This window comes from Embleya sp. L77, from assembly GCF_055557415.1.
The window spans coordinates 2409596-2432731 of record NZ_CM145710.1 but is presented as its reverse complement, the minus strand read 5'-3'; the positions used below and the strand labels follow the sequence as shown (position 1 = coordinate 2432731).

General features: G+C 72.5%; 24 protein-coding genes and 1 tRNA gene. 8 read left to right on the top strand and 17 right to left on the bottom strand.

The features are described from left to right. Window positions 1-755 precede the first annotated feature (755 nt). The gene (locus ACZOOI_RS40390; RefSeq protein ID WP_465281792.1) at window positions 756-1148 is read left to right on the top strand and encodes a DUF2267 domain-containing protein; all 393 of its coding nucleotides are present in this window, start codon (window positions 756-758) and stop codon (window positions 1146-1148) included. A 212-nt stretch (window positions 1149-1360) separates the two neighbouring features. Here ACZOOI_RS40390 and ACZOOI_RS40385 read toward each other — a convergent pair whose 3' ends face one another. Beyond that, entirely contained in the window at window positions 1361-1963 is a 603-nt protein-coding gene (locus ACZOOI_RS40385) for a TetR/AcrR family transcriptional regulator (RefSeq protein ID WP_465281791.1), read from the bottom strand. A 95-nt stretch (window positions 1964-2058) separates the two neighbouring features. Here ACZOOI_RS40385 and ACZOOI_RS40380 point away from each other — a divergent pair, with 95 nt between their 5' ends. Then, entirely contained in the window at window positions 2059-2733 is a 675-nt protein-coding gene (locus ACZOOI_RS40380; protein ID WP_465281790.1) for an HAD family hydrolase, read from the top strand. 287 nt (window positions 2734-3020) lie between these two features. Then, window positions 3021-3899, top strand: coding sequence for an SAM-dependent methyltransferase (locus ACZOOI_RS40375; RefSeq protein WP_465281789.1), 879 nt, complete (start codon window positions 3021-3023; stop codon window positions 3897-3899). A 197-nt stretch (window positions 3900-4096) separates the two neighbouring features. Here the strand turns inward: ACZOOI_RS40375 and ACZOOI_RS40370 are convergent, their stop codons facing one another. Beyond that, complete coding sequence (locus ACZOOI_RS40370; RefSeq protein ID WP_465281788.1) at window positions 4097-5542, bottom strand: amidase; 1446 nt, start codon at window positions 5540-5542, stop codon at window positions 4097-4099. Between the two features lie 306 nt (window positions 5543-5848). Here ACZOOI_RS40370 and ACZOOI_RS40365 point away from each other — a divergent pair, with 306 nt between their 5' ends. Both ACZOOI_RS40365 and ACZOOI_RS40360 read left to right on the top strand, forming a co-directional pair. Next, entirely contained in the window at window positions 5849-6967 is a 1119-nt protein-coding gene (locus tag ACZOOI_RS40365) for an MBL fold metallo-hydrolase (protein ID WP_465281787.1), read from the top strand. 169 nt (window positions 6968-7136) lie between these two features. Beyond that, window positions 7137-7718: a hypothetical protein gene (locus ACZOOI_RS40360; protein WP_465281786.1), complete on the top strand. Its 582-nt coding sequence runs from the start codon at window positions 7137-7139 to the stop codon at window positions 7716-7718. 237 nt (window positions 7719-7955) lie between these two features. Here the strand turns inward: ACZOOI_RS40360 and ACZOOI_RS40355 are convergent, their stop codons facing one another. Then, window positions 7956-9407 (bottom strand): MFS transporter, encoded by a 1452-nt coding sequence (locus ACZOOI_RS40355; RefSeq protein WP_465281785.1) that lies wholly within the window; start codon window positions 9405-9407, stop codon window positions 7956-7958. A 319-nt stretch (window positions 9408-9726) separates the two neighbouring features. Here ACZOOI_RS40355 and ACZOOI_RS40350 point away from each other — a divergent pair, with 319 nt between their 5' ends. Beyond that, a complete protein-coding gene (locus tag ACZOOI_RS40350) occupies window positions 9727-10311 on the top strand; it encodes a helix-turn-helix domain-containing protein (protein ID WP_465281784.1) in 585 nt (194 codons plus the stop codon). 57 nt (window positions 10312-10368) lie between these two features. On the opposite strand, the gene ACZOOI_RS40345 is transcribed toward ACZOOI_RS40350, so the two are convergent. The 6 genes from ACZOOI_RS40345 to ACZOOI_RS40320 form a co-directional block, all read right to left on the bottom strand. Then, window positions 10369-10487, bottom strand: a tRNA-OTHER gene (locus ACZOOI_RS40345). 235 nt (window positions 10488-10722) lie between these two features. Continuing rightward, complete coding sequence (locus tag ACZOOI_RS40340; protein ID WP_465281783.1) at window positions 10723-11202, bottom strand: carboxymuconolactone decarboxylase family protein; 480 nt, start codon at window positions 11200-11202, stop codon at window positions 10723-10725. A gap of 2 nt (window positions 11203-11204) precedes the next feature. Continuing rightward, window positions 11205-12278, bottom strand: a complete 1074-nt coding sequence (locus ACZOOI_RS40335; protein WP_465281782.1) for an NAD(P)H-dependent amine dehydrogenase family protein — start codon at window positions 12276-12278, stop codon at window positions 11205-11207. A 222-nt stretch (window positions 12279-12500) separates the two neighbouring features. Continuing rightward, window positions 12501-12932 (bottom strand): GNAT family N-acetyltransferase, encoded by a 432-nt coding sequence (locus ACZOOI_RS40330; RefSeq protein ID WP_465281781.1) that lies wholly within the window; start codon window positions 12930-12932, stop codon window positions 12501-12503. Window positions 12933-12987: 55 nt separating this feature from the next. Beyond that, window positions 12988-13446 carry a hypothetical protein gene (locus ACZOOI_RS40325; RefSeq protein WP_465281780.1) on the bottom strand — a complete coding sequence of 153 codons (459 nt, stop codon included), beginning with the start codon at window positions 13444-13446 and terminating at the stop codon, window positions 12988-12990. Window positions 13447-13622: 176 nt separating this feature from the next. Then, window positions 13623-14135: a methylated-DNA--[protein]-cysteine S-methyltransferase gene (locus tag ACZOOI_RS40320; protein ID WP_465281779.1), complete on the bottom strand. Its 513-nt coding sequence runs from the start codon at window positions 14133-14135 to the stop codon at window positions 13623-13625. Window positions 14136-14436: 301 nt separating this feature from the next. Here ACZOOI_RS40320 and ACZOOI_RS40315 point away from each other — a divergent pair, with 301 nt between their 5' ends. Both ACZOOI_RS40315 and ACZOOI_RS40310 read left to right on the top strand, forming a co-directional pair. Next, complete coding sequence (locus tag ACZOOI_RS40315) at window positions 14437-15423, top strand: alpha/beta fold hydrolase (RefSeq protein ID WP_465281778.1); 987 nt, start codon at window positions 14437-14439, stop codon at window positions 15421-15423. A gap of 86 nt (window positions 15424-15509) precedes the next feature. After that, window positions 15510-16373: a universal stress protein gene (locus tag ACZOOI_RS40310; RefSeq protein ID WP_465281777.1), complete on the top strand. Its 864-nt coding sequence runs from the start codon at window positions 15510-15512 to the stop codon at window positions 16371-16373. Window positions 16374-16509: 136 nt separating this feature from the next. Here ACZOOI_RS40310 and ACZOOI_RS40305 read toward each other — a convergent pair whose 3' ends face one another. From ACZOOI_RS40305 to ACZOOI_RS40270, 8 genes are all read right to left on the bottom strand, one after another. Then, window positions 16510-16929 (bottom strand): CBS domain-containing protein, encoded by a 420-nt coding sequence (locus tag ACZOOI_RS40305; protein WP_396012259.1) that lies wholly within the window; start codon window positions 16927-16929, stop codon window positions 16510-16512. 235 nt (window positions 16930-17164) lie between these two features. Further along, on the bottom strand, window positions 17165-17779 hold the full coding sequence (locus tag ACZOOI_RS40300) for a Fur family transcriptional regulator (protein ID WP_465281776.1): 615 nt from the start codon (window positions 17777-17779) through the stop codon (window positions 17165-17167). Between the two features lie 17 nt (window positions 17780-17796). Beyond that, complete coding sequence (locus tag ACZOOI_RS40295) at window positions 17797-18657, bottom strand: metal ABC transporter permease (RefSeq protein ID WP_465281775.1); 861 nt, start codon at window positions 18655-18657, stop codon at window positions 17797-17799. Next, window positions 18654-19583, bottom strand: coding sequence for a metal ABC transporter permease (locus ACZOOI_RS40290; RefSeq protein WP_465281774.1), 930 nt, complete (start codon window positions 19581-19583; stop codon window positions 18654-18656). Before ACZOOI_RS40290 ends, ACZOOI_RS40295 begins: the two co-directional genes overlap by 4 nt. 8 nt (window positions 19584-19591) lie before the next feature. Further along, the gene (locus ACZOOI_RS40285) at window positions 19592-20365 is read right to left on the bottom strand and encodes a metal ABC transporter ATP-binding protein (protein ID WP_465281773.1); all 774 of its coding nucleotides are present in this window, start codon (window positions 20363-20365) and stop codon (window positions 19592-19594) included. Between the two features lie 3 nt (window positions 20366-20368). Continuing rightward, window positions 20369-21427 carry a metal ABC transporter substrate-binding protein gene (locus ACZOOI_RS40280; protein WP_465281772.1) on the bottom strand — a complete coding sequence of 353 codons (1059 nt, stop codon included), beginning with the start codon at window positions 21425-21427 and terminating at the stop codon, window positions 20369-20371. 858 nt (window positions 21428-22285) lie between these two features. After that, window positions 22286-22516 (bottom strand): hypothetical protein, encoded by a 231-nt coding sequence (locus ACZOOI_RS40275; protein ID WP_465281771.1) that lies wholly within the window; start codon window positions 22514-22516, stop codon window positions 22286-22288. Between the two features lie 98 nt (window positions 22517-22614). Continuing rightward, window positions 22615-23073 (bottom strand): hypothetical protein, encoded by a 459-nt coding sequence (locus ACZOOI_RS40270; protein ID WP_465281770.1) that lies wholly within the window; start codon window positions 23071-23073, stop codon window positions 22615-22617. Between the last annotated feature and the right edge of the window lie 63 nt (window positions 23074-23136).

Genomic DNA, 23136 nt, shown 5'->3' with positions numbered 1-23136 from the left:
CCGCGGCGACGGCAACGGCGGCGACGAATCCGACGGACCGAGCGGGCGTTCTGTGCCGACGTCATCCACCGGTCGCAGAAGGCAATCACGACGACCGGCGCCTACCGCTCGGGCGCTTGACGCCCGGGTGCCCGGGACCAGGCCGCCTCCCGCTCGGCTTCCACGGCGGTCGGCACCGGCACGCAGGGCAACGGCTCGAACCCACGTGGTCATGAAGCCCGTGCCCCTGACGCCGCTGCCACCGCCGAGACCGCCGCCCCGGGACGCACAGCGCCGGCGGGCCCATGCCGCTCGAACGGGCGGCGGCCGGCAAGGTCGTAGATCCGGCCGGCCCGGCACCGCCGCCAGCCCTTCGTGCGTTCCGAGCCGCGCCGGGAAGGCGACGGGCCCGGGCCCGTCCGGGCCGCGGCGACCCGATCCCGCGACGCCGTCGGCGCGGATGTCGCCCCGACGGGCCCGCTCGCCCTGAGCCTCGGCTTGTCAAGTCTCCTCTGGAGAGTTATAAGGTGGGGAGCACCTCATGCGCACAGGCCCGCTCCGTGGCCCAGAAAATGGCGCGCGTGGTCGAAAGCGCGCGGCACCGTACCGCGACGGGCCCTCGCCGGTGCAGAGGTCGGCGCGGCTCGCCGGACCGGCGTCCCGCGGTTGCCGTCCCGATTGTCGAATCGGCCCGCCGCCCGCCCTCCGATCGAGGCGGCCCCGCCCGAGCCCGCCCCGATCGCCTCCGACGGAAGACGGAAGAAGGGCCGATACAGATGCCGATGCGATGGGAATCCTTCCTCGCGGCAGTCCAGGAGCGGGGCGAATACTCCTCACCCGAGGAGGCGGAGCGCGCCGTCCGCGTCGTGCTCGCCCTCCTGGGTGCACACCTGGTCGGCGGCGAAGGCGCCGAACTGGCCGCCCGGCTCCCCGAGGCGTGCGCCCTGGTGCTGCTCAATCCGCTCCCCGCGCACGAACCGCTCAGTGCCGACCGGTTCGTCCGGGCCACCGGCGCGTGGATCGACGGCGCCACCGACGAGACCGCCAAGTGGGACGTCGGAGCGGTACTCAGCGTCGTCGCCGACGCCACCGACGACGACCTGATGAACCGCCTGCTCCTACAACTGCCGCCGGGCTACGACGTGCTCTTCGGCCGCCCACGACGCTGACCCCGCCCGAGCGAGGGAAGCCGGCGGGGTGACGGAACAGCGACGCAGGCCGGCCCGGTGCCGCGTGGCCCCGGCGGGGCGACCGATCGGCGACACCGGCCCGGGCCGTGCCCAGCCGACCCGCGAGGGCCCACGCCCGCCCCGGATCAGGGCCGGCCAACGGTCGCAACCGCTGCACGGCCAAAAGCGCTCGCGAAGCCGCCGCGTGGCGCTCAGGGCTGTTCGACGCGCAGGAACCGGGTGAGCAGCAGCCGGAGCATCGGCGCCTGCTCCCGCGGCGCGAAGTCCGGATCGGTGGCCAGCCGCGCGAAGATCCCGTCGATCTGGGCCGCGATCCAGGTCGCCGCGCCGTCGGCGTCCAGCCCGGCGTCGATCCGCCCGGCCGCGGCGGCACGGCGCAGCAAGTCGGCGATGCCCGCCCGGAGTCGACGGTCGTTGCGGGCCACGAGCGCGGCGATGCCTTCGTCCCGCTGGGCCGCCGCCGCGGTGTCCAGCGCGAGACCCGCATACTCGGGGTCGGCGGCCAGCTCGACGACCGCGTCGATCAGCGTGAACAGCGCTCCGAGCGCGTCCTCCTCGGCGACCAGCCGCTCCAGGTAGGCCGCGGTCTGCGCGCCCTCGCTCTCGATCAGCGCCACGATGATCGCGTGCTTGCTCGGGAAGTAGTGGAAGAGATTCCCCGGACTCATCCCCGCGCGCTTACAGATGTCCGCGGTACGGGTGCCTTGGAAGCCCGTCTCCGCGAAACAGGAAGCGGCGGCCTCGAGAATCCGGCGTCGCTTGGCAGCGTGCTTGACGGGATCGACGGTACGCATGGCGCCCTCACCCTACCGTGAGACTCCCTACCGCCCCCGAACGCCCCGACCCGGCCGGGCCACGTGATCCCCCCCACCACCCCGAGGAGCCCCTGATGCCACCCCCGCTCCCCTACGACGCCGTACTCTGCGATCTCGACGGCGTCCTTCGCCACTGGCCCGCACACTCCCTGGAACACGCCCACGGACTCCCCGAGGGTGCCCTCGCCGCCGCGGCCTTCGCCCCGGCCCGCCTGCTCCCGGCGATCACCGGACAGATCACGGACGAGCAATGGCGGGCCGCCGTCACCGCCGACCTCGCCGCCGACTGCGGGTCGATCGAGCGCGCAAGTGCCGCCGTGGCCGCCTGGTCCGATTTGCTGCCGACCGTCGACCGAGACGTCGTCGCCCTGCTCACCCGGGTCCGCGAGGTCGCCGCCGTGGCCCTGGTCTCCAACGCGACCACCCGGCTGGAGTCGGACCTCGCCCGACAGGGCCTGTCCGATCTCGCCGGCTCGGTCGTGAACACCGCACGGATCGGCGTCGCGAAACCGGATCCCCGGGTCTGTCGCATCGCCGCCGAGATCGTCGGATCCGCCCCACATCGCTGCCTGTTCGTCGACGACACGGAGGCCAACGTCATGGCAGCCCGTGCGGTCGGGATGACCGCCGTGCACTACCGCCGCCTCGAAGATCTCCGCACGGCACTCGCGCCGCTCCTCGGGCCGTCGGCCGACGTACGCACCCCACCACCCGACCTGCCGCAGCCACGGGCCGGCGGATCGCCCTGACCCCGCCGAACAACACCCGCACGCACGCCCCCGACCGGCGGTGCTCGCATCGAGGTCCGCAACCGAGCCGCCGGGTAGACGTCCTGTCATCGGCCCGACTCCCGTCGTCACCCCGGGAGTTCGGCTCCGCCCATCGGCCCCGGCTCGGCGGTCCGGTCGACGGGGGCGTACCGGACGAGCGGCAGGCAGCAGCGCGAGCGGCCGATTCGGCGTGTGCCGGCCCGAACTGCCGCCGGTCGCAGTAGTCTCGGCGGGTCCGTGGAAGTGCCGGTCCGAAGGGTGAGCCCGTGACGTCGATATCGAACAGCGACGAGGACGCCTGGCGGCTGCCGCGTCCGGACGAGGTCGAGGCGGCGTCCGTCCCGCCCCGGATCGACACGAGCATCGCGCACACCGCGCGGATCTACGACTATCTGCTGGGCGGCAAGAGCAACTTCGCCGTGGACCGCGCGGCGGCCGAGCACATCCTGGCCGCGATGCCGGATCTGCCCACCACGCTCCGGCTCAACCGGCTCTTCCTCCAGCGCGCCGTGCGATACGCCGCGCGGCGCGGCATCCGCCAGTTCCTGGACATCGGGACCGGCATCCCCACCGGCGGGAACACCCACGAGGCGGCCCACCAGGTCGCGCCGGACGCACGGGTGGCCTACGTGGACAACGACCCGATCGTGCTCGTCCACGGTCGGGCCCTGATGAGCGATGCCGGCCCGGGAGGACGAACCACCTTCACCCAGGCCGACCTGCGCGACCCGAAGGCGATCCTGACCGCGCCCGAGGTGCTGGAGGTGATCGACTTCGCCGAGCCGGTCGCGGTGATGCTGGTCGCCATCCTGCACTTCATCAAGGACGAGGAGCACCCGACCGAGATCGTCGCGACGCTGCGCGACGCCCTCGCCCCCGGCAGCATGCTCATCCTGTCGCACGCATCCTCGGACGCCGACCCCGCCCGCGGCCGCGCGGGGGCCGCCGGTTGGAAGAACGCCTCCGCCGAGATGACCATGCGCGATCACGACCGCGTGCTGGCCTTCTTCGACGGCTTCGAACTGGTCGAACCGCCCGGCATCCGCCCGCACTGGAACCCGGACGGCGAGCCCGAGGACCCCCTGGACTCCGTGGAGAACGTATGGGGTTACGGCGGCCTCGGCATCCTGCGCCGAGTCGGCTGAGTCCGCCGCGTCGGCCGAGGCGCCCGGTCCGCCCCGAGCCCGACCGGGAGATCCGCCACCGATCCGGCCCGCGCATCCGGACCCGACTCGGCCGAGCCCCCGCCGGCCCCCCGGCCTCCGATCCGGGCCCGGCGGCGGCCGAAGGCGCGGGTCGGCGGGCCCGCAAAGGCCCGGCGCCCCGCCATCGACCGCCGCACTCAGCCGCCGGCCACCCCGGTCGGCCACGGCGCCTGCCCCGGCCACGGCGCCGCCTCCTCCAACTGCGCCGCCAACCGCAGCAGTTCAGCCTCGGCACCCAGCCGACCGGTGAGCTGGATCGCCACCGGCAGGCCCGCCTCGTCGAAGCCCGCCGGCACGCTCGCCGCGGGCAACCCCGAGACGTTGAACACGGACGTGAACCAGGTCATCTTCGCGGCGTGCGCGTACATGCTCGCCGGGTTGCTCGTGTCCAGGACCCCGAGTTCGGGCACCGGAACACCCAACGTCGGGCTCAGCCAGACGTCGTGCGCGTCGAAGAAGGGCGCCACCTCGCGGCCGATCCGAACCACCGTCTGCAACGCTCGAACCAGATCCTGACCGCGCATTCCGGCCGTGTGCTCGTGGATGACCCGGGTGAACGGTTCGAGGTCGTCCTCCCGCAACTCACGGCCGAGTTCGGCGAGTCGATCCTCGATCTGGGCGTGCGTGGCCGCCGCCATCACCTGGCCGAGCGCCCGACCGGTCGCCGGACCGTCCCACACCGGCGCACCCTCCTCGACCCGATGGCCGAGCTCGGTGAGCAGCGCCGCCGTACGCTCCACCGCCGCAACGGCCGCCGGGTGGGCGGCCGTTCCGTCCACACTCGCGGTCGCGAAGCCGATCCGCAGCCGCCCCGGCGCGGTGTCCAGCGCGGCCAGGAAGGATCCGGCGGCCGGCATCGGCAACGTGGCGTACGGCTCGCCGGGCAGCGGACCGGCGACGACGTCGAGCAGCGCGGCGGAGTCGCGGACCGTACGGGTGACCGCGTGCGCGATCGCCAGCGGGTAGGCCAGCCCGGACACGCCGTGGTCGTCCGGAACGCGCCCACGCGAGGGCTTGAGCCCGAACAGTCCGCAGCAGGCCGCCGGGATGCGAATCGAGCCGCCGCCGTCGTTGGCGTGCGCGGCGGGCAACATCCCGCCCGCGACCGCGGCGGCCGACCCGCCGGAGGAACCGCCCGTCGAGTGGGTGGTCCGCCACGGGTTGTGCGACGGGCCGTGCAGGAGCGGTTCGGTACTGGCGTTCTTGCCGAATTCGGGAGTGTTGGTCTTGCCGACGATCACCAGCCCGGCGCGGCGATAGCGGGCCGCCAGCGCCCCGTCCCGCTCGGCGACCGCATCGGCGAACAGCCGTGAGCCGTGCGTGCTGACCATGCCGGCGACATCGCAGCCGAGGTCCTTCACCGCGAACGGCACGCCCCGCAGCGGCCTGTCCGGCAACGTGCCCTCGGCCTCGGCCCGAGCCGCCTCGAACCGCGTGGACACGAACGCGCGCAGCGTCGGGTCGCGCTCCTCGATCCGGGCGATCACCGCGTCCAGGATCTCGATCGGCTTGACCGTGCCCTGTCGCACGAGATCGGCCAGCCCCACCGCGTCGTTGTCGTCCAGCAGTTCACCGGTGCCCATGGCCGTGCCTCGTTTCGTTCGACTCGATCAAACAAATGCATGATGCAGTCAAGCAATACGAATGACAAGGACATGCAGGCCCCGAGGCCCCGGCACCCCGGGCACTCCGAGCCGCGACCACCCCGCTCCGGCGACCCCACCCCGACCCACCCGACAAACCGACCCGTCGCCCCCCCGACCTCTCGACCAGACTCCCCATCGACCCACCCACACGGCTCCCGCCACGACCGGAATCGCGATTCAGGGAACGTGTCACCCGCACCATCGGTTGAAGAATCCGAGGACGACACAAGGAGAGTGGGACGGATGGCGGGAAATGCCGCGGCTCGGCGACTGGTCACGGGTGGACTGGCGCTGGCCGCCGCCGGATGGGCCCTGCGGGACGTCCCGGCGGAGTTCGGCGGTCGGGCCGAGGGCGAACGACTCGCCCGCTTTCGGCGATCGCCGCAGTTCCACGAGGGTGCGTTCCGCAACCCGGTCCCCGCCGACCTGGTCGCGGCCGGCAGCGCACCACAGATCATCGGCCAGATGCTCCGCAACCGCAGCGAGCGCCGACCCGCCGCACCCGTCCCGCTGGTCAGCGCGCCGGCCACACCGCCGGCCCGGGACGGGCTGAGCGCCGTCTGGTACGGCCACGCAACCACCCTGGTCGAGATCGAGGGCCGCCGGGTGCTGTTCGACCCGGTGTGGAGCGAGCGGGTGTCCCCCTCCCAGCTCGTCGGTCCGCGCCGGCTGCACCCGCTCCCGATCCCGTCGGCCGCGCTGCCGACGCTTGACGCGGTGGTCATCTCGCACGATCACTACGACCACCTCGACCGGGCGACCGTACGCACCCTCACCGCGACCCAGACCGCGCCCTTCCTGGTGCCCCTCGGCATCGGCGCCCACCTGGAGCGCTGGAACGTCCCCGCCTCGCGCATCATCGAACTCGACTGGGAGGAGGACGCCGTCGTCGCCGGCCTGCGCTTCACCGCCACCGCGGCCCGCCACTTCTCCGGCCGCACGCTGCGTCGCAACGACACACTCTGGGGCTCCTGGGTGGTCGCCGGCGCCGGGCACCGGGTCTTCTACGCCGGCGACTCCGGCTACTTCGACGGCTACGCCCGTATCGGCGCGGCACACGGCCCCTTCGACCTGACCCTGATGCCGATCGGCGCCTACAGCCCGAGTTGGCCCGACATCCACATGAATCCGGAAGAGGCGGTCACGGCCCACCTCGACCTCGGCGGCAAGGTGCTGCTGCCGGTGCACTGGGCGACCTTCGACCTGGCCCCGCACCCGTGGGCCGAACCGGTCGACCGGCTGTGGCACGAGGCCAAGGCCAAGGACGTGACCCTCGCCATCCCCCGCCCCGGCGACCGCATCGACACCGCCGCTTCGTCCCAGCCGACCCCGTGGTGGAGCGTGCTCACCAACACCCCCTGAGCCGGGAATGCCCCGCTCCGTCCGACGGTGCCTCGGACGGAGCGGAGGAGCCGAACCGGGCCGGCCGGGCCGACCGCCGCCGGCCCGGCCGATGGAACACGAGCCCAGCGGGGACACCGCCGACCGAAGTAACATCGGCCGCCAGTGATCTCAGCGAGGGGAGCATCGCGTGCGGGCGATCGTGGGCGTGACCGTATCGGCCGTCATCCTGTTGGCGGCATGCAACGACACCGACTCCCCGAAGAAGCAGGCCACGGCCCCACCTTCGACCTCGTCCCCGACGCCGACGAGCGCACCGACCGTCGTCGCCCCGGCACCGGCCACACCCGCGCCGCCGGCGCCGACCGCCTCCGGAGCACCGAGCCCGTCGGCGACGTCCGGCACACAGCCGGCACAGCAGGCCGCATCCACCGAGGCCGCGATTCAGCGCTACGAGCAGTACCTGCACGCCGTGGGCCGTGAGGACCTCGCCACGGTCTGCGAGATCGCCGGCCCGGCGGCGAAGAAGGCCCAGGACGACGGCTTCGGCCCGTGCACCACCACGATGCCCATCACGTTCCGAATGTTCTCCGCCGCACAGAAGAAGGCCCTGCAAACCGCCACGGTCGACCCGAGCGGCGTCTCGGCACGCCGACCCGACAAGGTGGAGGTCCCCGCCAAGGCGGTCCGCACCACCGTCACCTTCTCCCAAAGCGACCTCGGCGACCAGACTCTCCAGTACATCGACCACGCCTGGTACATCGTCGACTAGGCCGGGTCCGGTGGATCTTGGTGGATGAGGTCGCGTCGTCTGGTGCCGTGGCTCGGCGTGCCGGAGAAGCAGCCGCAGAGTGGTTCTCTTCGGCTGTTTCTCCGGTGCGGCGAGACGAGCGCAGCGAGGAGCCCGAAGGGCGGATGCCAGGCGGCGCGGCCCCACCAAGATCCGCCGGACCCGGCGCCCGCACCACGTTCCGCCGGTCGGAGACCGGGCCCTGTCGACGGGCACGGCTCAAAGCACACCCCGTGCCGCGGGCCGCGCCGGCATCCGGCTGCCGACACCGATGGCGAGTGCTGCCACGATCAACGCCGCCGCGACCGCGAAGGTGACCCGCATCCCGGTGGCGACGGCGCCCGCCCGAGCCGTGGTGACGTCGTCCGCGGCCGACGCGAGGGCGAACACCGCGCCCATGACCGACGTACCGGTGATCAGCCCGAGATTGCGCGACAGGTTGAGCATGCCGGACACGACACCGCGGCGGTCCGGCGGGACGTCGGCCATCACGGCGGTGTTGTTGGCCGTCTGGAACACCGCATAGCCGGCGGTGACGACCACGATCGGCGCCAGGTAGCCGGCCACGCCGAACGACGCCGGCGTCATCGACAACGCGAACGCACCGACGGCCATCGCGCCGAGTCCGACCACGGTCATCCGAGGTGCGCCGAACCGATCGGCGACGCGGCCGGCCGGCACCCCGGTCAGCGCGGCGACGACCGGACCGACCGACAGCACGAGCCCGACCAGGGCCTCTTCGAGCCGGAGCGTGCGCGCGAGGTAGAACGGCCCGACCACGAGCGTGGCCATCATCACCGTCGAGACCAGCGCGCTCATGGCCAGGCTCGCGCTCAGCACCGGATCCCGGAACATCGCCGGCCGGATCAGCGGTGCGCCGGCTCTCGTCTCGACCCCGACGAACACTCCGACGCCGATGGCGGCGGCGGCCAACAGGGCCGCGTTGAGCCATCCGAAGTCGCCGCGCCCGATCGTCATGGCGAGCGCGTACGCCGCGAGCGTCAGGGCGAGCAGCAGCGTGCCCACATGGTCGAAGCGGGGCCGCCCGGTCGCCGCCCCGGGTCGGTCGACGGGCAGGTGGCGGTAGGCGAGGACCAGCGCCGCGACGCCCGCCGGTGCGTTGACGAGGAAGATCGCCCGCCAGCCGGGCCCGGCGATCAACGCGCCGCCCAGGGACGGGCCGAGCGCGGTGCCGATCGCGGACATCGTGCCGAGCAGGCCCATGGCACTGCCGGTCCGCGCCTTGGGCACCGTCTCGCCCACGAACGCCATGGTCAGCGCCATCATCACGGCCGCGCCGAGGCCCTGTGCCGCCCGGGCGGCGACCAGCAGCCACAACGAGGGCGCCAGGCCGCACAGGACCGAGGCCACCGTGAACAGCAGGATGCCGGCCAGGAGCAGCCGACGCCGACCGATGATGTCGCCGAGCCGGCCGACGCTGACGATCACGGTGGTGATCGCGAGAAGATAGGCCAGGACGATCCACTGGACCGCCTGGAAGGAGGCGTCGAACGTGCCGGCCAGAGTCGGCAGCGCGACGTTGGCGACGCTCGTGCCGAGCGAGGACAGCAGCATCGACAGGGACAGGCCGGCCAGCGCCCACCGCACCGCGGGTGTGCGCTCGGCGCCACCCGTGGCCGCCTCACCCGATTCCGCGCTGATCGTTTTCACGTGAACTCCGTTTCCTGGTGGCTCCCGAAGCCCGGTGGTCGGGTGACCCGGCCGGGTTCGTGGTGTGCGTTCGGCCCGATGCCGCGGCCCACGCGTCCTGCCCGATCAGTGGGCCGGACGTGGGCCGTGAAGACCGTGCTCACGGACCGGCCGACCCGCTCCGGGTGGGCGGCCATCGACTCCCGGTCGATATCGGTGCGCCGGTATCCGTGTCCGGATCCGGATGCACTGGGTGGGCTCATGCCGAGGAGGGTGTCCGGAGCCCGCGATCCCGGCAACTCTTGTTGCCAATTCCGGGACGGCGGGGTGGAATGCCCCCATGGACAATGCACCGGCCTACCGAACGGTCCTGGACGAGGTCGCCCCGCGGCTCAGGCGCCTGCGTGCCCGGCACGGTCTGACCCTGGCCGCACTCTCCGAGACGACCGGCATCTCCAAGAGCACGCTGTCCCGGCTGGAGTCCGGACAACGCCGTCCCAGCCTGGAACTGCTGCTGCCGCTGGCCGGCGCCTACCACGTGCCACTGGACGAGTTGGTCGGCGCTCCCGAGGTGGGCGATCCCCGGGTCCGGCTGACCCCGCGCCCGCTGCCGAGCGGCGGCACGTCGGTGGCCCTGACCCGAACCCCCGGCCCCCTCCAGGCGTTCAAGATGGTCATCGCCGACCGGGGCACCGAGCCGAACCTGCGCACCCACGAGGGCTACGAGTGGCTGTATGTGCTGAACGGCCGGCTGCGGTTGGTCCTGGCCGACCACGACCTGGTGCTCGGCCCGGGCGAGGCCGCCGAGTGGGACACCCGGTTGCCGCACTGGTTCGGCAGCGCGGACGGACGCCCGGTGGAGATCCTCAGCCTCTTCGGCAGACAGGGCGAGCGCATGCACGTCCGCGCCAAACCGCACGCCTGACGCCGCCACGGCGGCGCGGGCCGTGCGGCGGTGTCGCAGGCGGGATTCGAGCGGTTGTGGTGCCGACGGGATTCGAACCCGCGGAAGGAGCCGGGCAGGCCCGCCCGCACCCCCTCAGTCGAGGCGGCGGGAACCTCCGCCGCGTCGATCGCAATGGGCCGCTCTGCCACGGCACCCCAACCTGCGGAACTGCGCAATCCCGCTGCGCCGAGCGTAGGTTGCGCAGTTCCGCGGTGACCACCCGATTTCGCCGCGGAGCACCCCCGCGCTCCACGCCGCGCGAACGGGCCTTCGTCGCACCCGGGTTCCCGAACGACCGGAGCGGGTACGCACGTTCGACGCGTCGAACGGAACCCGCCCACGACCCGCGGGGCCGCCCGGGGAGGATTCGGCGGCCCCGACAGGGAGTCGTCAGTGGCTCGGCAGCACGCACACCGAGTCGAGGCCGAGCACGTGGTTGAGCCGACCGAAGGCCAGCCAGGACCCGATCGCCATGCTCAGTTCGACGATCTCGGCCTGGGTGTAGTGCGCGGTCATCCGGGCCCAGAACTCGTCGTCCAGGTTGTGGTGGTCCACCGCGTACCGCTCGGCGTATTCGGCGGCCAGCCGGGTGCGGTCGTCGAAGCTCTCGGTGGTGCGCCACTCGGTGACCGCGACATCGAAGCCGTCCTCGACCTTCTCCCCGTCCCGTTCGGTGCGCCAGTCCAGACAGAAGATGCACCCGTTGATTTGTGCGATCCGAAGTCGTGCGGCCTCGAACTCGCGCAGCCCCAGGTTCGATGCGTCGTAGACCTTCATCGAGAACGTTGAGGCCGCGATCCCGATCTCGGGCACCATCTCCGCCCACACGTAGGCGATCGGGTCCTTGTCCTCGGGGATGTCGATGTGCATGGTTACTTCCTTCCGAGCTTGCCGACTGCGGGACGGAGCGGAATGTCGAGTGCGTCGTAGAGCCCGGGTTCGGCGGCGACCAGCCAGTCGATGGCGCCGACGAGTCGGCCGACCGCGGTGGCGTTCCCGCCCGCGGACCGGTTCGTGCCCTCGTCGGTGGCCTCGACCGTGACCTCGATGCGCGGGCGTCCCTCGATGATCACCCGGTGCGCCCCGTCGCCGTTGGGCGGAGTGGGCCAGTCCGGCGCGCACGAGGGGTGGATGCGGGTCACGTGCTCGATGACGATCCGCGGCTCGCCCCCGACGATGCCCTGCACCTCGAACCGCACCGCGCCCTGGGTGCCGGCCTCGAACTCGCCCATCGTCGTGGTGCGTACCGTGCTCTCCAGCGGGCGGCGGTCCATCGTTTCCCGGATTTCGTCCAGCTCGACGCCCAACGCCCGTGCCATCAAGCGGATTTGCCCGCCCCAGACCATGGTCGGCATCTCCGGCCACAACATCGGCGCCCCGTAGTCCATCGGCTGCCCCATGCCGACCAGGTTCCGGACCGAGTCCTCCTGGTCGTAGGTGGAGTAGTCGAAGATCTCCTGGCAGCGGATCGCGTCCACGGTGGTGCCCAGCCCGCTGATCAGCAGCGGCAGCACGTCGTTGCCCCAGCCCGGATCCACACCGGAGACGAACAGCGACCCGCCGCCGGCCTCGATGGCGGCAAGTACCGGCTCGCGCAACTCGGTCGGGGCGTTGCGCGGGTCGTAGAGCGCGTACAAGGCGGGAGTCACCACCACCGCGCCGGCCCCGATCGCCCGCACGATGTCGGCGAGCGCCTCGTCGGGACGGATGTCGCCGGACGCCGCGTACACCACCGCGCCGGGCCGGGCGGCCAGCACGGCGTCGATGTCGTTCTCCGCCGCGACCCCCAACTCGTGATCCAGCCCGGCGAGTTCGCCCGCATCACGGCCGACCTTGTCGGGATTGTGCACCAGCACCGCCGCGAGCTTCAGCGCCGGGTGCGCCTCGACGGCGCGGATGGCCGCGCGGCCGACGTTCCCGGTACCCCAGACAACCGTGGAAATCATGCGCTGGAGGGTAGCGAGGGCCCTCTACGGTTCATAGGCCCACGACCGGAAAAGTTGACCGGTCGGGCCGATCGGCCGGCCGAGACCGCGCCGACGGAGCCCGCCCGCGCCGGAACCGCCGGCCGGGCGCGGGACGCGACGCGCCATCGGGTTCGGCCGACCCGCACCGTCACCGGCCGAACAGCCGACTTCGGCCGATCCGACCCGGTGCACTCGGCCGCCTCACTGTTCGCCCAGGACCATCCACGTGCCGTTGGCGGCCAGCGGCTCGAAGCCCACCTGCGCATAGACCGCGTGCGCGTCGGCGGTGGCCAACATCAGGCGCCGCAGACCGGCGGGCGCGAGGTGGTCCCGGATGTGCGCGACCAGCGCGGTGCCCAGACCCTTGCCCCGGACGGCGGGGGCGATGTAGACGTCGCAGAGCCAGCCGAACGTGGCCCCGTCGGTGACCACGCGGGCATATCCGACCTGGGCCGCGGAAGCCGTGTCGTACAGCCCGAAGTTGAGCGACCCGGCGATCGCCGCGTCCTGCTTGTCCCGCGGGCGACCCAGCGCCCAATAGGCGTCGAGCGACAACCAGCGGTGTATCAGCGCGACATCGAGCCGGGTCGGATCGGTCGAGATCTCGTAGCCGTCCGGAAGGTGAAAGTCCATCTCCGGATCCAACCAGCCCGCTCCCGCCGCCGACCACCCGTTATTCGCACGCCGCTCAAGGCATGGGCACCAGGGCCTCCGCCCGCGCCCACAGGGTGGGGGCGCCGCCGCGCCCGGGGGAGACCAGGCGCAGCCGGAGCAGGTGGCCTCGGCCGGACCCGGGGGTGTCGCGTTGCAGGGTGCCGGTGACGCAGTCGAAGGTGGCCGCGTCGGTGTGCCGCACGAAGAACGCGGGACCGGCGATCCCGGCGAGCAGTTCGATGGCGTCGGCCAACAGGCGGGGGCTGCCGGGTCGGGCGTGTTCGACGTCGACGGCGAAGACGCCGTCCGGCAACACGGTGGTGCCGCGCAGACTCCACGGCGAGCCGGGCAGATCGCAGGCGACCCGCAACCTGGGCAGCAGGTCCGCCGCGGGGTCCGCCGCCACCCAGCCCTGCCGAGTCGTCTGCTCGGCCAATTCGCGCAATGCGTCCCCGGGCGCCTCTTCACCCGACACGCCGAAGAAATCGTCCATGACAGTCACTGTAAGTCGAAGTGTCGTAACCGGCTTCTCCGGCACGATCACCATGAACTGCCCGATTTCGCATATTCGCGACATGATGCCCGCATGCTCGTCGAGCACGCATTCGAATGACCGTGCCGCGCCTTCCGATTTCGCTCGTTCGCATGCCCACCGCCGGAGCCGGGGGCTCAGAACAGCCGAGCGGCCCTGGTGCTCTCGGATTCCTCCAGTTCGAGGAGCCGCCGCTTGCGTTCGAGGCCGCCGGCGAAGCCGGTCAGCTTCCCGTCGCTGCCGACGACGCGATGGCAGGCCATGATGATCGAGATCGGATTGTGCCCGACCGCCTGTCCCACCGACTGGGCCAACGCCTTGTTCCCCAACCGCTCGGCGAGCGCGCCATAGGTGGTGGTCTCGCCGAACGGAATCTCCCGCAGCATCGCCCACACCCGCTCCTGAAAGGGATCGCCGTGGGTGGCCGTGGGCAGGTCGAACGCGGTCCGCTCACCGTCGAGGTATTCGGCCAATTGGGTCGCCGCCGCCGCGAGCAGCGGGTCCTCGCGATGGTCGACCCGCCGGCCGAGCTCCTCCTCCGGAGGCATGTACCAGTGCTGCGGGAAGTAGAGACCCACGATGGCATTCTGCGCTGCCACCACGATGAGCCCGCCGAGCGAGGTGTCGACGATCGCGTGCCGTGTGTTCATGGTGCCGATCTCCCCTGTGTCGCGGTGTACGTCCTCATCCTTCATCCCCGTCATCCCGTGGACGCGCGGGCCCCGGGCAAACGTGGGACCCGACGTCGCGGGGTCTGCTTCGCGGCATCGACTCCGCCGGGGTCCTGCTGCTCCGTCGGAATCCTGCTTCGCGGAATGTGCGGGCAACAGGGTGCGGCTTCGCTCCCGGGCGCGATTTGCCGAAGCGGCAAAGAAGTTTGTGGCTCCCGCCGAATCGCCACATGATCATGATCCGCGCCGAGATGATCGGTACCGAGACCCGGGAGTTTCCATGACACGGCCTGTCCGAACCGCGGACCTCACCCATCGCCTGGTCCCCTCCCCCGCCGGCCGCATCCACCTGGTGGAGCAGGGCACCGGTCCGCTGGTCCTGCTCGTCCACGGGTTTCCCGACTCCTGGTACGGCTGGCGCCGGCAGCTGGCCGACCTGGCCGCGGCCGGTCACCGTGCGGTCGCCATCGACGTCCGCGGCTACGGCCGCTCGTCCAAGCCGCAGGACATCGCCGCGTACCGGATGACGGAGCTGATCGAGGACAACGTCGCCGTGGTCGAGGCGCTGGGCGAGCGCTCGGCGGTGATCGTCGGGCACGACTGGGGCGCCACCATCGCCGCCGGGTCGGCCCTGGTCCGGCCGGACGTCTTTCGCGCGGTCGGGCTGCTGAGCGTGCCGTACACCCCGCCCGGCGGACCGAAGCCCAGCGACGTGTTCGCGGCGATGGGCGGCGACGAGGAGTTCTACGTCCGGTATTTCCAGGAGCCCGGCCGCGCCGAGGCGGAGATCGAGCCGGACGTACGGGGGTGGCTGGCCGGCTTCTATGCCGCGCTCTCCGCCGACACGATGCCCGGCCCCGATGCGCCGGATCCGCACTTCGTCGGCCGCGGTGGCAGGCTCCGTGACCGATTCCCCACCGGCCGCCTGCCCGGGTGGCTCGACGAGGACGACCTCGACGTCTACGCCGGGGAGTTCGAGCGAACCGGGATGAGCGGGGCGCTCAACCGCTACCGGAACATGGACCGGGACTGGGCGGACCTCGCCCCGTACGCCGGCGCGCCGATCACCCAGCCCTCGCTGTTCCTGGGCGGCGCCCTGGACGCCTCCACCACGTGGCTGTCCGATGCGATCGAGGCCTTCCCCGACACGCTGCCCGGCCTGCTCTCCTCGCACGTCCTCGCCGGTTGCGGCCACTGGCTCCACCACGAGCGCCCCGCCGAGGTCGATCGGCTCCTGATCGACTGGCTGGCCGCGCTGCCGCACTGAGCGGTCCGTCGGCCGGCCGGGTGAGCTGAGTCCTGGGCGTACCGGGTATGAACCCGGTGGGTTCCTCGTCGAGGTGAGTGAGTGCCATGTCGTCCACGGACATCGAAGTCGATCTCGGGGTGCTGGTCGGGCACGACGGTTCGCCCGCCGCCGACCGCGCGCTGGATTGGGCCGCGCAGGACGCCGTCGCCCGGCGCGTACCGCTGTACGTGGTCACCGCCGTGCCCGTCGGTGGGCTCGGCCACCGGCATCGGGTCGAGCTGCGCGAGCGGGCACATGCGCTGGTCGACGCCGCCTGTGCGCGTGTGCGGGCGCGGTTCGCCGGGGCGGTCGTGGAGGGTGCGGTGCGGGAGGGCGAAGCGGCCGAGTCGCTGCTCGAGGCGAGCGGCCGTGCCGACACGGTGGTGATCGGCAGTCGCGGTCACGGCGGTTTCGCCGGCCTGCTGCTGGGCTCGGTGTCCCTGCGGGTGTGCGCGCACTCGACGTGCCCGGTCGTGGTGGTACATGCCGACGCGGCCGAGGACGCGAGCGGCGTGGTGGTGGGCATCGCCGGTCCCGAGGACGGGCCGGCCGCCGAGTTCGCGGCGAGCAGGGCGCGGCGGCTGGGCGGTCTGCGCGCGGTGCACTCATGGGCGCTCCCGGTGACCGGCCTGGCGCCCAGCCTGATGTTGCCGTCGATGTTCGACGTGGACGAGATCGCCGCCGAGCGCGGCCGGATGCTCGAAACGGTGCTCGGTCCGATCCGGCTCGGCAATCCCGAACTGCCGGTGGACACCGTGGTGATGAACGGTACGGCCGGGCGCGACCTGGTCTGCGCGTCCATCGGCAACGCCCTCGTGGTCGTCGCCACGCACCCCCGGCACGGCCCCCTGCCGATGCGGCTGGGCCCGACCACGCACGCCGTACTGCATCACGCGCGCTGCCCGGTGGCCGTGGTCCCGGTGCACTGACCGCGGCTCCGGCGACCCGGCAATGGGGGACCCGGCAACCGGACCGACGTTCGCGGATCGAGGCTGCGCACGCGGATCGACGCGCCGCGCTCACGGCGGCGCGTCGCCGGACCGGGCCCACCGCGCCGGACAGGGCCTAACGCGCTGCGTAGACGTTCTCGGCGAAGGCGGCGATCTGTTCCTCCGACAGGTGGCGCGCCACGTCCGCCTCGCTGATCATGCCGACCAGGCGCTTGCGCGCGATCACCGGCAGTCGACGGATCTGGTGCACCTGCATCTCGCTCAGTACTTCGGCGATGTCGGCCTCCGCGTCGATCCAGCGCGGCGTACCCACGCACAGTTCGCCGGCCGTGACCTGGGCCGGATCGTGGCCCTCGGCAACGCACTTCGTGACGATGTCGCGGTCGGTGATGATGCCACACAGCCGCTCGTTCGCATCGCTGACCGGGAGCGAACCCACGTCGAGCCGGCGCATCAACTGCGCGGCCCGATCCAGCGTCTCGGTCTGCGGAATCCACTGCGCACCCTCGTGCATGATGTCCTTGGCCTTGGTCATGGTGTCACCTCTCGTCGGGCCTGCCGACGGCAGCACACCGACCGCAGGGCTCGGGACCGCGCCGCGGACACCGCAACGCGGTCCTTCCATCGTCTCCGCCCCACTCCCGGTCGGCCACCCGGGTGAACGGCCACTGCGGGCGCCGGAAGCGCATCGGGAGCGGCCGGCTTCCCGGTCGCCGGTCGAACCGCCGGGGACGCCGAACCGCCGGGGGACGCCGTGCGCCACCGGCGGCTCAACGGCAGCGCCGGCACCTGCCGGTGAGTTCGATGGCGTGTCGGATCTCGGTGAAGCCGTGTCGGGCACCGGCGGTCGCGGTCCATCGTTCGACGACCTCCGAGTGCACCTCGACCGCGATACCGCACAGCCGGCAGATCAGCAGGTGGTGGTGATCCGGTCGCCGTCGCCGTCGGTACTGGCGCTCGCCGTCGGCGGTGTACCGGCTGTCCGCGCGACCGTCCGCGGCCAGTGCGGCGAGGCTGCGATAGGTGGTGCTGAGGCTGACCGGGCGGTTCCGGATTCGGTCCCTCCGGTCTGCGTTTCGCTCGCGATCCGTGCCTCGCTCGCGGTCTCGGTCTGCGTCCCGCTCGTGAACCGGATCCGTGCCTCGCTCGCGGTCTCTGTCCCGCTCCCGATCTGCGCCTCGCTCGCGATCTCGGTCTCGATCCCGGTCTCGGTGGGGTTCTCCGTCCCACTCCCGGTCCCGCATCCAGACGAACAGTTCCTGGGCGCTCACGAAGCCGCCGTGCGCGGCCAGGGCTCGGGCGACGGTGTCCCGATGGGCGGTGGCCCGGCGCGGGGTCTGCGGGCGGGCGAAGGGCTCGCGGGCGGGGTCTGTTGCCGACGGCATCGGTCCTCCGGACGGGTTCAGCCTGCCGCCGCGGCCGACGCAGCGGCGGCGGCAGGTCGGCGCTGGACGAGGCGACCGAGCAGGCCGTGGCGCGGCGACAGGAGCAGGGACAGGACGAATCCGGCGGCGGCCACCAGCGCGATGGTCGCCCCGGCGGCGACGTCGTAGTGCCGGGAGATCTCCAGCCCGGCCGAGGCGCTGCCGATGCCCAGCGCGCCGGCCAGTGCGGTGGTGCGGGCGAGCGAGTCGGTCCACAGCCGGGCCGCGGCGGCCGGCGCCACCAGCAGCGCCAGCGTGAGCATGATGCCCACCGCCGGGGTCAGCACCACGACGACCGCCTGGACGATCAGCAGGAGCAGCAGGTCCAGCGCGGTCACCGGGTGCCCGGCGGCCCGCATGCCCTCGTGGTCGAAGGCGGCGAACGTGAATTCCTTGGCGCACAACCCGAGCACGAGCAGGATCACCGCCCCGGTGCAGGCCGTGACCACGAGGTCGCGGGTGTCGGTGGTGACGATGGAACCGACCAGGAAGGCGGAGAGTTTGCGGTCTCCCGCGGGCCCGGCGGCGACCAGTGCGGCGCCCAAAGCGAAGCCGGCGGCCAGGATCACCCCGGTCGCACCGGACGCGGTCCGACTCGGGCTCCGGGTCAGGCCGACGATGGCCAGCGACAACAGCACGCCGACCGCGGCACCGCCGAGGTAGATGTCCAGGCCCAGCATCGAGGCGAGCACGACGCCGGGGAAGGTGGCATGGGTCATTGCCATGGCGTGGAAGGCCAGCTTGCGCAGCACCACCTGGACGCCGACGACGCCGGCGAGCAGGCCGACCATGACGGCCTCGGCGTAGGCGCGGTGGGTGTACGTGTCGAACCAGGTCATCGGGGGCTCCCGGTCGGCCGGGGGACCACGGGCGGGGCGGGGATCCGCACGGCCGGTGCGTGGGCGGACGCGCGCACGCCGCGCCGGCGGACGAGGCCGGACGCGGCCAGGGCGAGCAGATACGCCGCGACCAGGGTGAGCACGACGGTCGGTCCGGCGGGCAGGGTCAGGTCGTGGTCGATGGAGGCGGTGTAGCTGATGGTCAGGCCGAGGTATCCGCACAGTACGGCCGAGCCGACGCCGATCGTGACGATCGGGCCGAGTCGACCGCCCAGGGTGCGGCCGATGCTCGCCGGGACCACCAGGAGCGCCAGCACCAGCGCGGTGCCGATGGTGCGGACCGCGGCGACCACGGTGAGCGCGATCACCAGGTTCAGCGCCAGATCCAGCGCGCCGACCCGGTGGCCGGCGGCGCGGGCGGCCTCGACGTCGAAGCTGCGCAGGAACAGTTCCCGGCCCAGCGCGGCGAGGACGGCCAGGCACACCACGGCGACCACCGCGGTCTCGATGATCTGCGTGCGGGACGTGTAGAGAATCTGGCCGAACAGGAACGTCTGGAAGTCGGCGGTGTAGGAGTGGCTGCGCGAGACCACGACCACGCCGATCGAGAACATCGCGGTCAGCACGATCGCCAGTGCGGCGTCGTCGCTGGTGCGCCGGTTGCGGGTGAGCAGGGTCAGCACGCCGGCGGTGATGCCGGCCGCGATCAGCGCGCCCTCGAACACGCCGTCCGCGCCTCGGAGGGCGAAGCCGATGGCGACGCCGGGGAATACCGTGTGGGTGAGCGCGTCGGCGACGAACTCCAGCCGGCGCAGCGCGACGAACGCGCCGACGGTGCCGCACAGGACGCCCAGGATGGTCAGTTCGATCAGGGCCCGGGTCAGGTAGGGGACCCGGAAGGGCTCCATGAGCAGGGTGGTGTCCACGGCCGGCCTCAGCCCGGGGTGACGACGAGTCGGCCGGCGTCGAGTTCGAGGACCTGTCCGCCGTAGCAGGCACACAGCAGTTCCGGGGTGAGCGCGGACTCGGTGTCGGCGAAGGCGAATTGCCGGCGGTTGACCAGACAGGTCTGCTCGCACAGTCGTTGCGCCACGGCGAGGTCGTGGGTGCTGACCAGGACCGCGGTGCCGGCGTCCTTGGCCCGGACCAGCGCGTCGATCAGGGCCTCCTGGCTCACCGCGTCGACGCCGTTGAACGGCTCGTCCAGGACCAGGATCGGCGGTTGCGCGGACAGCGCGCGAGCCAGCAGTACGCGCTGGCGTTGGCCGCCGGACAGGGCGCCGAAGCGCGCGTGCGCCCGATCGGCGAGGCCGACCAGGGCCAGCGCCTCGTCGGCGGCGGCCCGGTCCCGGCGGCCGGGACGCCGCAGCCGGCCGATCAGCCGGTAGCGGCCCATCAGCACCACCTGGCGTGCGGTGACCGGGAATTCCGGGTCCAGGTTCGCCGCCTGCGGTACGTAGCCGACGAACGCGCGGGCCGCGGCCGGGCGCCGACCGGCCACGGTGACCGCTCCGGCGACCACGGGAACCAGGCCCAGGACGGCCTTGATCAGCGTGGACTTGCCGCCGCCGTTGGGGCCGACCAGGGCCACCGCCTGCCCGGCCGGGACGCGGCCGTCGACCCGGGTCAGCGCCGGGGTGCGGTCGTAGGCCATGGTCGCCTCGGTGAAGCGGACCGGATCCGGTGTCGTCTCGATGCGGTCGGTCATCGCTCAGCCCCGCAGTGCGGCGACGATGGTGTCGGTGTTGTGCGCCTCGGATGCGAGGTAGGTGGCGCCGGCGGACCCGGAGGCGCCGAGCGAGTCGGCGTAGAGCGAGTCGTCGCCGGCGACGATCTTGACGCCCGCTTCCCGGGCGATGGTCGCGGCGGTCTTGGGCGGCAGCGCGCTTTCCGCGAACACGGCCTTGGCGCCGGTGGCCTTGATCCTGGCCACGACGTCCTCGATCCGGCTGCCGGAGAGTTCGGCCTGGTCGTCGAAGCTCGGGATGATCGAGCCGACGAACTCCAGCCGGTAACGGTCGACGTAGTAGCCCAGTGCGTCGTGGTTGGTGACGAGTTTGCGATTCGCCGCCGGGATGCCGTCCAGCTTGGCCCGGTTGTCGGCGTCGAGCGCGTCGAGCTTGGCGGCGTACCCGGCCAGGTTGTTCTCGTACACCTTCGCGTTGACCCCGTCGGCGGCGGTCAACGCCTTGGCGATGTTGGTCACCATCACCTTGGCGTTGAGCGGGTTGTGCCAGATGTGCGGGTCGTACTCCCCGTGTTCGTGCTCCTCGTGCTTCTCGTGCTCTTCCTGCTCGGCGTGCTCCTCGTGCTCTTCGTGCTCGCCCTTGCGGAGCTGCACCCCGACGGAGGTGTCCACCACCGGGCCCTTGAAGCCCGCAGCCTGGACCGCCTTGGGCAACCACGCCTTCTCCATGTCGACGCCGTTTTCCACGACCAGCTTGGCCGCGCGAATGGCGTTCAGATCCGTCGGCGTCGCCTCGTACTCGTGGGCGCTCGCGTTGGCCTTGATCAGCTGGGTCACCTCGACCCGGTCGCCACCGACGTTGCGCACGAAGTCGGCAACCTGCGTCGTGGTCGCCACGACCTTGATCCGGGGCCCGGAACCGCCGACCGGCGACCCGCCGCCGGCCACCGGCGCGGCGGACCCGACCCGATCCTCGCCCTTGGTGCCCTTGGTGTCCTTGTCGTCGGAACCACACGCGGTCAAAGTCCCGGCGGTCAGGGCGGTGGCGGCGACGGCAAAGACCGCACGGGTGGATATACGCATCAGAACTCTCTCCAGGCAGGGGTGGATCGACGCACCGACCGGCAGACGCCGCCTCGATCATTCGATAATGAAAACCATAATCATCTAACCAATCCCTGTCCAGACCACCCCGCCGCCCCCACAGGAGCGACCCGGCCCCGGCCACGGCCACGGACGCGCGGCGCGCGGCGCGCGCACGAGCACGAGCCGACAGGGGCGTGGGGTCGCACGGGCGTTGGGCGGGCGCGAGGATGGGGCGGCACGGACGTGGGGTGGACGGGAGGCCGGGCGGCACAGGCGGGCAACGGCACGGGCAGGGAGCGAGCGCGAGGCAGCACGGGCGTTGGATGAGCGCGGATGCGGGAACGGGCTCGGCGCGGACGCGGAGCGGGCACGACCACGAGGCGGCTGGGGCGTCGGGCAGGCACGGGTCGGGCACGAGCGGCAGGCGGAGCGGCGCAGGGCGAGCGTGACCGCGAGGCGGGAAGGGCGTCGTGCGGGCACGAGCGCGAGGTGGCCACGGCTCGGGGGCGGAGCGGCGTATGGCGCGGCGCAGGATGAGGGCGGGGCGCGTCCGCGGTTTCGAGGTGATCTTCCGGCCACGAGCGGGGGTACGTGTTGCCGTCCGAGCAGCCGATCGTGGCCGTGCTTGTGCTCGTGGAGCGGGTCGGGAACGCACAGTCGGCGCTGCGGGTGCGGAAGGCCGCGGGGCGGCGGGCGTGGTGGGCGGCGGGCTTGTCGTGGGCTTCCGATGTCTTCATTTTCGTAGCCCACGGCAGCGAGCATCGGCGGCTGGAGGCGCCGGCGTCCCCCGGCGCGGGTGCGTCGGGGGACACCGGGCCGGGTGGGCCGGGGTGGGCAGGGTGACCTGTGCGGGTGCTACGACTTCGACGTTGCGGATGGAGGTTGCGGGTCGGTCTGCTGATCGGCGCCGGAGGAGCCGGCGGAGCCGGCCGCGGGCGGCTCCGTGTCGGCGGCAATCGCTTCGGGCGTGGTTCGGCCCGAAGTGGCAATGGGCGGTGGGGTGTCCGAGGTCGCGGCGGTGGCGGCGGAGCGGGCGGCTTCGGCGCGCACGAGGGCGCTCATGAGCAGGTAGGCGTCAAGGGGCATGGCGGGATCTCCCGGGTTCGCGGGGCTGAGGAATCGAACGCGGACACGCCGGTCCGGCCACGCGCCGGGTGCGGCGGCGGCTCGGCGGCGGTGATCGCTCAGCAGCGCAGGACGACGGTCCGCGAGGGGGCCGGTCCGGGAACGCTCGTGGCCGTACGGGCACGGATCCGACCGGCCTCGGCCGGATCGGCGGGACGGGACGCCGCGGTGTCGGCGAGGGCGGAAGTCGAAGCGGTGGTGGAGTGGTGCCGCGGCCGGGCGGTGGTCGGCGTGCACGCGGGGCCGACGGCGGGTCCGTGTCGGCCACCGGTTTCGCCGGCGGGCGTGGCGCTGCGCACCGAGTGGTCGCCGGGCGGCCCGTCGGCGGGCACGTCGGGGGTGACGGACACGGCGGCGCGGCCGACCACGCCGATCGGGCAACGATCCGGATCCGCCGCCGCGCGGTGGGCGATTCCCGGGACGTGCGTCGCGTGCAACAGGGCCATCAAGGCGATCAGCACGATCACCCCGAACACGCCGTGCCGGGCGGGAGCACCACCGGTCGCGACCTGCCCCATCCTGACCTCCCTCGGTACCGCTCTCCGAGAGAACCTCCGATTTCCGTCGCCGGCACGGCAACG